Origin of the sequence: Thalassobaculum fulvum, from assembly GCF_014652915.1 — a bacterium.
Lineage (GTDB): Bacteria > Pseudomonadota > Alphaproteobacteria > Thalassobaculales > Thalassobaculaceae > Thalassobaculum_A > Thalassobaculum_A fulvum.
On the sequence record NZ_BMZS01000006.1, the window covers coordinates 18,775 to 31,530 of the forward strand.

General features: G+C 71.8%; 11 protein-coding genes. 6 read left to right on the forward strand and 5 right to left on the reverse strand.

Features of this window, described 5'->3' with window-relative positions; all coding sequences use genetic code 11:
- Positions 1-28: 28 nt before the first annotated feature.
- Together IE246_RS13760 and IE246_RS13765 are read right to left on the reverse strand one after the other, a co-directional pair.
- Positions 29-859 (reverse strand): cyclase family protein, encoded by an 831-nt coding sequence (locus tag IE246_RS13760; protein ID WP_189990536.1) that lies wholly within the window; start codon positions 857-859, stop codon positions 29-31.
- A 109-nt stretch (positions 860-968) separates the two neighbouring features.
- Positions 969-3,692, reverse strand: coding sequence for an HAD-IC family P-type ATPase (locus IE246_RS13765; RefSeq protein ID WP_189990538.1), 2,724 nt, complete (start codon positions 3,690-3,692; stop codon positions 969-971).
- Between the two features lie 173 nt (positions 3,693-3,865).
- Between IE246_RS13765 and IE246_RS13770 the strand changes: the two genes are divergently transcribed.
- Complete coding sequence (locus tag IE246_RS13770; RefSeq protein WP_189990540.1) at positions 3,866-5,485, forward strand: acyl-CoA synthetase; 1,620 nt, start codon at positions 3,866-3,868, stop codon at positions 5,483-5,485.
- A gap of 274 nt (positions 5,486-5,759) precedes the next feature.
- Here the strand turns inward: IE246_RS13770 and IE246_RS13775 are convergent, their stop codons facing one another.
- From IE246_RS13775 to IE246_RS13785, 3 genes are all read right to left on the reverse strand, one after another.
- The gene (locus IE246_RS13775; RefSeq protein ID WP_189990542.1) at positions 5,760-5,927 is read right to left on the reverse strand and encodes a YdcH family protein; all 168 of its coding nucleotides are present in this window, start codon (positions 5,925-5,927) and stop codon (positions 5,760-5,762) included.
- A gap of 146 nt (positions 5,928-6,073) precedes the next feature.
- Positions 6,074-7,429 carry an amidase gene (locus tag IE246_RS13780; RefSeq protein ID WP_189990544.1) on the reverse strand — a complete coding sequence of 452 codons (1,356 nt, stop codon included), beginning with the start codon at positions 7,427-7,429 and terminating at the stop codon, positions 6,074-6,076.
- Positions 7,429-8,097 carry a DUF2848 domain-containing protein gene (locus IE246_RS13785; RefSeq protein ID WP_189990546.1) on the reverse strand — a complete coding sequence of 223 codons (669 nt, stop codon included), beginning with the start codon at positions 8,095-8,097 and terminating at the stop codon, positions 7,429-7,431. Before IE246_RS13785 ends, IE246_RS13780 begins: the two co-directional genes overlap by 1 nt.
- Before the next feature lie 158 nt (positions 8,098-8,255).
- On the opposite strand from IE246_RS13785, the gene IE246_RS13790 reads away from it, so the two are divergent.
- From IE246_RS13790 to IE246_RS13810, 5 genes are all read left to right on the forward strand, one after another.
- A complete protein-coding gene (locus IE246_RS13790; RefSeq protein ID WP_189990549.1) occupies positions 8,256-8,924 on the forward strand; it encodes a haloacid dehalogenase type II in 669 nt (222 codons plus the stop codon).
- 5 nt (positions 8,925-8,929) lie between these two features.
- Complete coding sequence (locus tag IE246_RS13795; protein WP_229837117.1) at positions 8,930-9,619, forward strand: GntR family transcriptional regulator; 690 nt, start codon at positions 8,930-8,932, stop codon at positions 9,617-9,619.
- Positions 9,620-9,625: 6 nt separating this feature from the next.
- Entirely contained in the window at positions 9,626-10,504 is an 879-nt protein-coding gene (locus tag IE246_RS13800; protein ID WP_189990551.1) for a GNAT family N-acetyltransferase, read from the forward strand.
- A 15-nt stretch (positions 10,505-10,519) separates the two neighbouring features.
- Positions 10,520-11,692, forward strand: coding sequence for an NAD(P)/FAD-dependent oxidoreductase (locus tag IE246_RS13805; RefSeq protein ID WP_189990553.1), 1,173 nt, complete (start codon positions 10,520-10,522; stop codon positions 11,690-11,692).
- 83 nt (positions 11,693-11,775) lie between these two features.
- Complete coding sequence (locus IE246_RS13810) at positions 11,776-12,681, forward strand: polysaccharide deacetylase family protein (protein ID WP_189990555.1); 906 nt, start codon at positions 11,776-11,778, stop codon at positions 12,679-12,681.
- Positions 12,682-12,756 lie beyond the last annotated feature (75 nt).

Below are 12,756 nucleotides of genomic sequence, written 5' to 3' on the forward strand. Positions count from 1 at the left end.
CTTCCGCCAGGCCAGGAGTCCGGCCGCCTCACATCATCGCGATGACCCGGCACGGCCCGCCCGAACCGCCGCGGTGCTTGGGCGCGCCGACCACCAGGGTGGCACCCTTCGCCGGCAGTCGGTCGAGGTTGGCGATGCACTCCAGCCCCCAGCGGTTGGTCGGCAGCCAGGCGTAGTGGGTCGCGAAGTCGCCGGACGGCCCGAAGTCGAGCGACAGCGTGTCGACCGCCATGCCGACCGCCGAACTCTCCTCCATCAGCATCTTGGTGGCTTCGACGTGGAAGCCCGGGAAGTGCATCTTCTGGTCGGCGCCGACGTTGCGGAACTTGTCGGAGGCGGCGTGCCTGTCCCAGCCGGAGTTCATGGCGACGCAGCACTTCTCGGGCAGCGGGCCGTTCTTGGCGATCCAGGCCTTGACGTCGTCCGGCGTCACCTGGGCGTCGGCGTCGCCGGCCGCCTTCTCGCGGATGTCGATGATCGCCAGCGGAACCACCAGGTTCTCGATCGGCACCTCGTTGACCGCCTGGCCGTCCTTCGAGAAATGCAGCGGCGCGTCCAGATGGGTGCCGGTGTGCTCGTTGACGGTCATGATCCCGAGGTTGAAGCCGTTCTTGTCGAAGCTGAACTTCTGCTCGTAGTCGAACTGCGGCTCGCCGAAATAGGTCGGGAAATCGTGGTGCAGCTCGTGAGTCATGTCCTGGAGCTTGGCGACCCCGGCGGCCAGCGCCGGCGGTGCCGAGGCGGCGGTGGCGGCGGCCCCGACCGCGGCGGCGGCGACGCCTGCCGCCCCGGTCCGGAAGACGTCGCGGCGGCTCAGCATCCGGCGCTTGACGGATTCGACGACGCAGTGATGGCACATGGCCCGATCCCCCTGTTCGCTCGGCCGGTCCCGGTGCGGCCCGGCTTCTAGCGGATAGGGTGCAGCCACGGGGGCGCGATTTCCAGCCCGTCCGCGGACCCGCCCGGCGTCAGCCGCGGCGACCGATCCGCTCCGCGACGCGCTTCTCGATCTCGACCACCGCCAGCAGGGCCGCGCCTACGGCGACGATCACGAGCCCGTCCGGCAGCGCCACCGGGCGGCTGGCGAACACCGCCTGCATGACCGGCAGGTAGGTGAAGGCGAACTGCGCGACGACGACCGCCCCGACGCCCATCAGCACAGCCGGCGTGCCGAGGACGCCCCGCCATGTCAGGGCCGTGCCGTGCACGTAGCGGACGCTGAACAGGTAGAAGATCTCCATCACCACCAGCACGTTCACGACCATCGTCCGGGCGGTCTCGATGTCGAGCCCGCGGGCCGTCGCCCAGGCGTAGATCCCGAACGTGCCGGCGACCATCAGCCCCGACACGAAGGCGATGCGCCACAGCAGGCGCCGGGTCAGCAGCCCCTGCCCGGCCGGCCGGGCGGACCGCCGCATGGTGCCCGGCTCGGTCGGCTCGAAGGCGAGCGCCAGACCCAGCGCCACCGCGGTGATCATGTTGATCCACAGAATCTGGACCGGCGTCACCGGCACGGTGAGCCCGAACAGGATGGCGAGCACGATGGTGAAGGCCTCGCCGCCGTTGGTCGGCAGGGTCCAGGCGATCACCTTGGTCAGGTTGTCGTAGACGGTCCGTCCCTCGCGCACGGCCGCCACGATCGACGCGAAGTTGTCGTCGGCGAGCACCATCTCGCTCGCCTCCTTCGCGGCCTCGGTGCCCTTGCCGCCCATGGCCACCCCGACGTCGGCGCGCTTCAGGGCCGGCGCGTCGTTCACCCCGTCCCCGGTCATCGCGATGATCGAGCCGTCGGCCTGCAGCGACTCCACCAGCCGCAGCTTGTGCTCCGGACTGGTTCGGGCGAACACCGTCGCCTCCTGGGCATGGCGGTGGAAGTCGTCGTCCGCCATCCGGTCCAGGTCGTGGCCGGTAACCGCCCGCGGGTCGTCGTCGAGACCGAGCTGCCGGGCGATCGCCTGGGCGGTCGCGCCGTGGTCGCCGGTGATCATCTTCACCCGGATGCCGGCCGACCGGCACTCGGCGACCGCGGCGATCGCCTCCGGCCGCGGCGGGTCGATCAGCCCGACCAGGCCCAGCAGGGTCAGGCCGGCCTCGACGTCCTCCGGCCGGATGTCCTCGGTTCCGGGCGGCATGGCCCGGCGCGCGACCGCCAGCACCCGCTGGCCGTCCGCCGCGAGCGCCTCGGTGCGCCGGTGCCAGCGCTCGAGGTCGATCGGCCGGTCGCCGTCGGGCGTGGCCTCGGCCGTGCACATCTCGACGATGCGCTCCGGTGCCCCCTTGACGTAGACCACCGGAGCACGGCCGGGGCGCGCATGCAGCGTCGCCATGTAGCGGTGCCGGGAATCGAACGGGATCTCGTCGAGCCGAGCGAGCCCGGCGCGGGCCGCCGTCAGATCGTGGCCGGCCTTGCCCGCGAACGCGACCAGCGCGCCTTCCATCGGATCGCCGTCGACCGCCCAGCCGCCGTCGGTGCCGCGGAGATGCGCGTCGTTGCACAGCAGCGCCGCCAGCGCGAGCTCCTCCAGCACCGGATAGGCCGGGGGGTCGACCGGCTCGCCGGCGACCAGGAACCGGCCCGAGGGCCGGTACCCGTCGCTCTCGACCCGAAAATCGGTCAAGGCGGTCTCCACCGCGCTGACCGTCATCTCGTTGCGGGTCAGGGTGCCGGTCTTGTCCGAGCAGATGACCGAGACCGATCCGAGCGTCTCGACCGCCGGCAGGCGTCGGACGATGGCGTTGCGCGCGGCCATCCGCTGCACCCCGACGGCGAGCGCGATCGTCATGACCGCCGGCAGGCCCTCGGGGATCGCCGCGACGGCCAGGCCGACCACCGCCATGAACGCCTCGTCGAGCGGGTACGACCGGAACCAGACCGCATAGCCGAACACCAGGACGGAGAGCCCGAGGACCAGCACCGTCACCTGCCGGGCGAAGCGGTCCATCTGCCGGACCAGCGGGGTCGCCAGCCGTTCGACCGCGCCGATCATGGCGCTGATCCGGCCGAGTTCGGTCGCCCCGCCGGTCTCGACCGCGACGCCGGTGGCCTGGCCGGCGGTGACGAAGGTGCCCGAGAACGCCATCGACGTCCGGTCGCCCAGGGCGGCGGCCGGGTCGACCGGCGCGACGCCCTTGTCGACCGGTACCGACTCGCCGGTCAGGACCGCCTCGTCGACCCGCAGGTTCCGGGCCCGCAGCAGCCGCAGGTCGGCCGGCACCCGGTCGCCGGCCTCCAGCAGCACGACGTCGCCGGGCACGATGGCCTCGGCCCTCAGCGTGGTACGGCGGCCGTCGCGGATCGCCGACGCGGTCGGGTCGATCATGCCGCGGATGGCGTCGAGCGCACGCTCCGCCCGGCCTTCCTGGACGAAGCCGATGACGGCGTTGACCAGCACCACCGCGGCGATCACCGCGGCATCCGTGAAGTGGCCGATCGCCCCGGCAAGTACGGCGGCCGCCAGCAGGACGTAGATCAGCAGGTTGTCGAACTGCCCGATGAACCGGCGCAGCGCCGACCGGTGGCGGCCGCGCGGCAGCCGGTTCGGCCCGTACCGGGCCAGCCGGCGTGCGGGCTCGTCTCCCGCGAGTCCGCCGGCCGACGCATCGAGGATGGCCAGCGCCTGCGCCGGCTCGAGGGCGTGCCAGTCGTGTGCATCGCGACGATCGCCGCCCCGTCGACGGTCCGCTTCGGCCATATCTGGTGCTCCCTGGGACCCGGACCGCATCCCGGGTGGAGTGCGCCATCGCCCGGTCGTCGATACCATCGACCAATCAAGGACGGCGTTGTCCCAGGTCAAGGCACCCGCATTGCCCTCCCCCGGCCCCGGCGGTACGGTTCCGGACCCCAGGCAAGCCCGCGCGAACGGCCATGAACGCTTACGACACCGACCTCGACAAGACGCCCGCCAACCACGTCCCGCTGACCCCGCTGTCGTTCCTCGACCGCACCGCCGCGGTGTTCCCGACCCGGCTGGCGGTGGCGCACGGCAAGCGGCGCTACACCTGGGCCGAGGCGGCGGCGCGCTGCCGGCAGCTGGGCTCGGCGCTGAGCCGGCGCGGGATCGGCAAGGGCGACACCGTCGCCGCCATGCTGACCAACACGCCCGAGGCGTTCGAGGCGGCGCACGGCGTGCCGATGACCGGCGCCGTGCTGAACATGCTCAACACCCGGCTCGACGCCGAGGCGATCGCCTTCATGCTCGACCACGGCGAGGCCCGGGTGCTGCTGACCGACACCGAGTTCGCCCCGACCATCAAGGCGGCGCTGGCCCGGACCCAGCGCGAACTGATCGTCATCGACGTCGACGACAGCGAGGGCCCCGGCGGCGACCGGCTGGGCGAGACCGACTACGAGGCGTTCCTCGGCACCGGCGATCCGGCGTACCGCGGGGTGCGCCCGGACGACGAATGGGACGCGATCGCCCTGAACTATACGAGCGGCACCACCGGCGACCCCAAGGGCGTGGTCTACCACCACCGCGGCGCCTACCTGAACGCGCTCGGCAACGTGCTGGTCTGGGGCATGAAGATGCACCCGGTCTACCTCTGGACCCTGCCGATGTTCCACTGCAACGGCTGGTGCTTCCCGTGGACCGTCACCGCCCAGGCCGGCACCCATGTCTGCCTGCGCCGGGTCGAGGCCAAGGCGATCTACGACGCGTTCGCGGACGAGGGCGTGACCCATCTTTGCGGCGCCCCGATCGTGATGTCGATGCTGCTGAACGCCCCGGACGAGGCGCGCCGGGAATTCCCGCAGGCGGTCCAGATGATGACCGCCGCCTCGGCGCCGCCGGCGGCGGTGCTGGAGGGCATGGAGCGACTCGGCATCAAGGTCACCCACGTCTACGGGCTGACCGAGGTGTACGGGCCGGCCGTCGTGTGCGCCTGGCACGAGGAATGGAACGGCAGGCCGATCGAGCAGCAGGCCGACCTGAAGGCCCGCCAGGGCGTGCGCTACCCGGTGCTGGAGGGCCTGATGGTCGCCGACCCGGAGACCCTGGAGCCGGTGCCGGCGGACGCCGCCACCATCGGCGAGGTGTTCATGCGCGGCAACGTGGTCATGAAGGGGTACCTGAAGAACCCGTCGGCGACCGGGAAGGCGTTCAAGGGCGGCTGGTTCCACACCGGCGACCTCGGCGTCATGCACCCGGACGGCTACGTCGAGCTGAAGGACCGGTCCAAGGACATCATCATCTCCGGCGGCGAGAACATCTCGACCATCGAGGTCGAGGGCGTGCTGTACCGGCACCCGGCGGTGCTGGAAGCGGCGGTGGTGGCCCGGCCGGACGAGAAGTGGGGCGAGACGCCGTGCGCCTTCGTCACCCTGCGCCCCGGCAAGACCGCGACCGCCGAGGACATCATCGCCTTCTGCCGGCAGAACCTGGCGCACTTCAAGTGCCCGCGGACCGTGGTGTTCGGCGAGCTGCCGAAGACCTCGACCGGCAAGGTCCAGAAGTTCGTCCTGCGCGACCGGGCGCGGGAGATCTGAGGGTCGGAGCCGGTCGCCCCGTGGATCCCGGAGCACGCTGCGCGTCTCCGGGATGACGAAAGGTGGGTATTCGATCCTCTGGAGTTCTCTCCCTGTCGTCATCCCGGAGGGGCCGCGCCAGCGGCCGGCTCCGGGACCCACCGAGCGACGGGTGTCACGCTTCGGGAAAGCGGAAGCCCGGACATAGCAAAGCCCGCCTTCCGGACGAAAGGCGGGCTTCGGCAGCCGGCCTTGCAAACTCAAGGCCGGCTCGAATGTCCGGGTGGAGTGTCGGCTAGACCCGCTCCAGGCGCGCTATCTCATCCTTGATCGCGAGCTTCTGGCGTTTCAGGTCGTGAATGACCGCGTCGTCCGGATGGGGGCGCCGCTCTTCATCCTCGAGCTTCGTCTCCAGAGACGCATGACGGGACCGAAGGGTGTCGATCCGATCGATGGTGGTCATACGCACCTCCTTTCTTCCGCTCCGGGCAGGGTAGCCCGGACTCAGTAGGCTACGCCTCTGCACGTGAGGCCGTAAAGCCGCCGCGGCAAGATGTTGGAGATGCAAAAAAACGTCGCAGGCCGGCGCTCTCGCGCCGGCCTGGAATCCTATCGGAACAGCCCCTCGACGGCGGCCGCGACCGACAGCAGATCGTCGTCGGCCATGGTTTCGCCCATCAGCATCAGCCCGACCGGCGCCGATCCCGGCTCGTGCACCGGCACGGTCGCCGCACAGCGGTCGAGGAAGTTGCCGACCGAGCAGTTGCGCAGCATCAGCGCGTTGGTCTTGGCGAACACTTCGTTGCTGGCCTCGAGCTCGGCGATCGGCGGCGCCACCCGCGCCGTGGTCGGCATCACCACCGCGTCGAACGGGGCGGAGACGGCGTTGCAGGCGGCCTGGATCTCGGCCCGCCGGCGGATCAGCGAGATGTAGTCGACGGCGCTCTGCTCGTTGGCGCGATGGATCCGCACCAGCACCCGCGGGTCGAACAGGTCCGGCGCCCGCACAACGTGGCGGCCGTGCGCCGCGTAGCACTCGACCGCGGCGAACCCGCCCTTGGCGTTGGCCTCGCCGATCTCCAGCAGTTCGCGGAACGGTACCTCGGTGACGACCGCACCGGCCGCCGACAGCTTCGACAGGGCGACCTCGAAGGCCCGCGCGGTGGTGCCGTCCAGGTCCTCCAGGACCACGCTCTGCGGCACCGCCAGCCGCAGCCCGGCGACCGGTCGGCGCGCGATCGGCCGCACCGGCTCGCCGGCCATCACCTGGTGGACGCGCGCCGCGCAGGCGACGGTCGGCGCCAGCGGCCCGAGCGAATCGAGCGAGGTCGACAACGGGAACGCGCCGTCGATCGGCACCCGGCGCTGGGTCGGCTTGAAGCCGGCGAGGCCGCACAGCCCGCTCGGGATCCGCACCGAGCCGCCGGTGTCGGACCCGATGCCGACCGTCGCCATGCCGTCGGTCACGCTGACCGCCGCACCGGACGAGGAGCCGCCGGGAATCCGCCGGGTCTCGCGGTCCCAGGGGTTGGCCGGGGTGCCGTAGTGCGGGTTCAGGCCGATGCCGGAATAGGCGAACTCGGTCATGTTGGTGCGCCCGACCAGCACCGCGCCGGCCGCCCGCAGCCGCGCCACCACCGGGGCGTCGGCCGCAGCCGGCGGCTCGTCGGCCAGCACGCGGGACCCGGCCATGGTGACCTGCCCCTGGACGTCCAGCAGGTCCTTGACCGAGATCGGCAGGCCTTCCAGGGGCCGCGCCGGAACCCCGGCGCGGCGCAGCCGGTCGCTGGCCTCGGCCTCGGCCCGGGCGGTGTCGTCCATCATCCGCACGAACGCCCGGGAGCCCTCGCCGGCCGGATCGGCGGCGCGGGCCAGGGCGGTGTCCAGCAGCGCCTCGGCGCTGGTGCGGCCGGCCGCCAGGTCGGTCAGCAGGGAGGCGATCGGGGTCAGGGGCGCGAAGCTCATCAGCGGATTTCCGGAAGGGTTTCGATGGAATAGGCGTGTTCGACGGCGGCCCCGCTCTCGGGATCGGTCAGCCGCATGGCGAATCGGTCGGCGTGGCGGATGCCGCCCGAGACCGGCACGGTCCCGCACAGCATCACGGTCCCGGGCTGCAGCCCGCCATAGCCCTCGACCAGCTCGGCCAGCGGCCGGATCATGGCGAAGGTGCCGGTCTGGTAGACGACCTCGCGGCCGTCGATGGTCGCCCGGCTCTCCAGGGTCAGGCGGTCCATCCACGGCCCCGGCTCGACCGGCCACGCGGCGGTCGCCAGCACCTTCGGGCACATCTGCTTGGACACCGCGATCGAATAGCTCTCGACCTTGCGGTCGGTGTGGTCGGAGCCGACGGTCAGCAGCAGCCCGTCCTCGGTGGCGATCAGCACCGGCTCGACCTCGCCGGAGCTGTCGCGCCCGAGCACCTGGACGGTGTCGCCCTGCTGCACCTGCTCGGCCGCCACCCGGTAGTACAGCGGCACCGTGCTCGGCCCCGGCACGCCGATCGCCGCCAGCTCCTCGATGTGGTGGTCCAGCGCCGCCTTGTCGCGCCCGGTCCAGCCGGCGACCACGCAATCCCGGACCTGGACCGTGACGGTTCCCGCCGGCGTCGTGAAGTTCAGAACCCGACCGCTCATGTCGCTCCTCCGAGAGTCGCCGGACGATAGCGCCGCGGTCCGGGGAAGGGGAAGCGCGGCGTGCGGCACCCATCGTGCATGTTTCGTTGTTGGATTGTTGACAATCCTACATCACTCCTCCATGGTCCGGCATCCCGTCCCGCACGCCAGGAAGCCCGATGCCGCTCTCCCAGATCCGCTACGTGTCGTTCGACTGCTACGGTACGCTCACGAACTTCCGGGTCGGCGACGTCACCCGCGGGCAGCTGGCCGGTCGGGTTCCGGCCGAGCGCATGCCGGCGTTCCTGGAGGACTTCACCGCCTACCGGTTCGACGAGGTGCTGGGCGCCTGGAAGCCGTACCCGGAGGTGCTGCACCGCGCGCTCGAGCGCACCTGCCGGCGCTGGAGCATCGCCTTCGACCCGGCCGATGCCCAGGCGATCGTCGAGGCGATCCCGAGCTGGGGCCCGCACGCCGACGTCCCGGCACCGCTCGCCCGGGTCGCCGAGAAGCTGCCGCTGGTGATCCTGTCGAACGCCGCCGACAGCCAGATCCAGGCGAACGTCGACCTGCTGGGCGCGCCGTTCCACGCCGTGCTGACGGCGGAGCAGGCGCAGGCCTACAAGCCCCGGTTCCAGGCCTTCGAGTACATGTTCGACACGCTGGGCTGCGGGCCGGAGCACTTCCTGCACGTGTCGTCCAGCCTGCGCTACGACCTGATGTCGGCCCACGACCTGCGGATCGGCCTGCGCGTGTTCGTCGAGCGCGGCCACGGCCCCGGCAATCCGGCTTATGGCTACCGGGCGATCCCGGATCTCGGCGGCCTCCCCGGAATCGTGGGGCTCTGACCGCCGTGCCGGCCACTCAAGGGCCCCTGCAGCGCGCGACGCTCTCGGTGCAGATCGCCGGGCGCATCCGCGACGACATCCTGTCGGGCGCCTACCCGCCGGGCGCGCAGCTGCACGAGGTCGAACTCGCGCTGAGCTTCGGCGTCAGCCGCGGCCCGCTGCGCGAGGCGATGCAGCGCCTGGTCCAGGAGGGCCTGCTGCGCAGCGCCCCGCACCGCGGCGTGTTCGTCCCGGAGCTGTCCGAGGACGACATCCGCGACGTGTTCTTCGTCCGGGCGACCCTCGAGGTCGCGGCGGTCCGCCGGGTGGTCGCGAGCGACCGGCGGCAGGACATCGCCCGGACCATCGCCGGCATCGCCGACCGCATGGACCGGGTGCTGAAGGCCGGCGACCGGGCGACCGGCGGCGAGTTCGACTTCGAGTTCCACCGCACCCTGGTCGACGCCGCCGGCAGCGAGCGGCTGTCGCGCACCTACGCGACCGTGCAGGCCGAGACCCGGCTGTGCCTGCACCGGCTGATGGGCGGCTATCGCAGCAGCCGCGACCTCGCCGACGAGCATCACCGCCTCGCCCGCCTGATCGCCGAGGCTCCGGTGGACGCCGTGGTCGAGGAGCTGCAGCGGCATTTCGGCGACCCGACGACGCATCTCCGCAAGGCCGGCCTGGCCGGTACCGGCACCGAACCTTCCGGGTAACACTGCATGTCCGACACCATCTCCCTGCCGCCCGTCGCCTTGCCGCCCATCCCCTTGCCGCCCATCCCCTTGCCGGCCGTCTCGCTGGCCGACCTGGACGCGGTCGACGGTCTCGTCGCCGAAGTCCGCTGGCCGCACCGCCGGGTCGACATCGGCGCGCTGATCGAGCTCGGCCACGGCCGGCTGGTCAGAGAGGGCGAAGACGGGCCGGCCCTCGGGGTCGGGCTGTGGTGGTCGTTCGACGACGCGCTGGCCCGGCTCGGCCTCATCATCGTCTCGCCGGAGGCCCAGGGCCGCGGCCTCGGCCGCCGGCTGGTCGAGGCGCTGCTGGCCGATGCCGCCCCGCGTCCGGTCATGCTGCTGGCGACCCGGGCCGGCAAGCCGCTGTACGACAAGCTCGGCTTCGTCGAGACCGGCAGCGTCTCGCAGCACCAGGGCGAATACCGCGGCACCCCGCACCGGGACCCGCGCATCCGGCCGGCCGGGCCGGCCGACCGCACGGCGATCGCCGCGCTGGACCGCGCCGCCTTCGGCACGGCGCGGCCGGAAGTCCTGGACCACCTGCTGGCCGTCGGCCGGGCCGCCGTGCTGGTCGAGAACGGCACCGTCGCCGGCTATGCGGTCGAGCGACCGTTCGGCCGGGGATCGGTGATCGGCCCAGTGGTCGCGACGTCCGAGGACGACGCCATCGCGCTGTTCGACGCGCTGGCGCATCCGGGGTTTCTGCGGGTCGACCTGACGACCGACGCGACCCGGTTCGCCCGGCACGTGAGCGATGCCGGCCTGGCCTTCGACAGCGCCTCGCCGGTCATGGTGCTCGGGAATGCCCCCGAACCGTCCGGGCCGCAGCGGATCTTCGGACTGGCCAGCCATGCGCTGGGGTGACAAAGGAGCACAGGAATGTACCGGACCATCGTCGTCGGGCGCGGCCTGATCGGTAGCGCCGCCGGACGGCACCTGTCGGAGCTGGTCGACGGCGTCGCCGTCCTGGGCCCCGACGAGCCGGCCGACTACGCCGGCCACACCGGCGTGTTCGCCAGCCACTACGACGAGGGCCGGATGACCCGCGTGGTCGACCCCGACCCGTCCTGGGCGATCACCGCCAAGCGCTCGATCGACCGCTACGCCGAACTGGAAGCTCGAAGCGGCATCCGGTTCTTCACCGAGTCCGGCTATCTCGGTATCGGCGACCCGGGCTCCGACTACCTCGACCGGTCGGAGGCCCGCGGCCGCGAACTCGGCGCCGACATCGAGCGGCTCGACATCGCCGCGATGCGCGCCCGCTACCCGTTCCTGAACCTGCCGGACGACGCCGACGGCCTGCGCGAGGGGCGCAACGCCGGCCACATCAGCCCGCGCGCCATGGTCCGCGCCCAGACCGAGGCGGCCCGCCGCCAGGGCGCCGACATCGTCGCCGAAGAGGCCGCGGCCGTCCGCCCGGTGTCGGGCGGCGTCGAGGTGGAGACCGCCGGCGGCCGTGTCCTGAAGGCCGAACGGGTGCTGGTCGCCGCCGGCGGCTTTACCGATGCCTGCGGCCTGTCGCCGGTCGACCTGAAGCTGCGGGTGTTCGGCCGCACGGTGGTGCTGGCGCGCATCGACGACGACATGGCGGCCGACTTCGCCGGGATGCCGACCATGGGCCACGCCGCCACCGGCGCCTACATCCTGCCGCCGATCACCTATCCCGACGGCAACAGCTATCTGAAGATCGGCATCGGCACGACGTCTGACGCCGACCTGCGCTCGCTGGCTGACCTGCAGGGCTGGTTCAAGGGTGCCGGCTCGGAGGCCAACCGCCGCGACTTCCAGGCGTTCCTGGCCGACCTGATCCCGCCGCTGGCGCGCTGTCGGCACTGGCACACCGCCACCTGCGTGGTCGCCTGGACCGCCACCGGCCTGCCCTATATCGACCACGTGCTGGACGACCGCATCGCCGTCGCGGTCGGCGGCAACGGCAAGGGTGCGAAGTCCTCGGACGACTGGGGCTGGCTGGCGGCCCGGATGGTCGCGGGAATGGACTGGGACCACCCGGTGGAGCGGGAGAAGCTGCGGCTGCCTTCGACCCTGCGGTAGCGCGCAGCCGATCGTCCCGCCTGGACCAGAGCGGCGACCGGGGGCCAGAATACCCGTCGTCGCAATCGTCCGAGGGACACCGGATGTCGCCCCAGCAGCCCGAGCCGCAGGACCACCCCTGGCAATGGCCGGAGGCGCGCTGGCGGGCCGTGGTCGACAAGGTGCGGGCCGGCCGCTCGCTGAAGCCGGCCGCCTGGAAGGACGGCGCGCGGGTCGCGGTGGCGATCTCGTTCGACTCCGACCACGAGACCAGCACCCTGCGCTGGGGCGACACCTCGCCCGGCCGGCTGTCGCAGGGGCAGTACGGCTCGCGCGTCGGCATCCCGCGCATCCGGCAGATCCTCAGCCGGCATGGCGTGCCGGCGACGTTCTTCGTGCCCGCCGTGGTCGCCATGCTTCACCCGGACGAGCAGCGGGCGCTGGTCGGCGACGGCCACGAGATCGGCATCCACAGCTGGATCCATGAGCTGAACAGCAAGCTGCCGCCGGAAGACGAACGCGATCTGCAGTTCCGGGCCGCCGACACGCTCGAAAAGATCACCGGGGTCCGACCGGTCGGCATCCGCACGCCGTCCTGGGACTTCAGCCAGCACACCCTGGCGATCACCCGCGAGATGGGGCTGCTGTACGACTCCTCGCTGATGGCCGACGACGAGCCCTACGAGCTGCTGGAGAACGGCGAACAGACCGGCGTGGTCGAGCTGCCGGTGGAGTGGATCCGCGACGACGCGGTCTACTTCAACATGGACCGGTTCTCGGCGCTCCGCCCGTACACGCCGCCGTCGTCCGTGCTCGAGGTCTTCAAGGCCGAGTTCGACGGCGCCTACGAGGAAGGCGGCCTGTTCCTGCTGACCATGCACCCGCACATCATCGGCCACCGCTCGCGGGTGCGGATGCTGGAGGACCTGATCCGCCACATCCGCGCGCATGACGGGGTCTGGTTCGCGACCCACGCCGAGGTCGCCCGCCACTGCCTCGACGCAGCCTGAACGATGCGGTCGCGCGCGTCCGGAAACAGTGATCTGCGCGCCAGGCCCTTGCCACGTGCTGCAGCGCACACATAG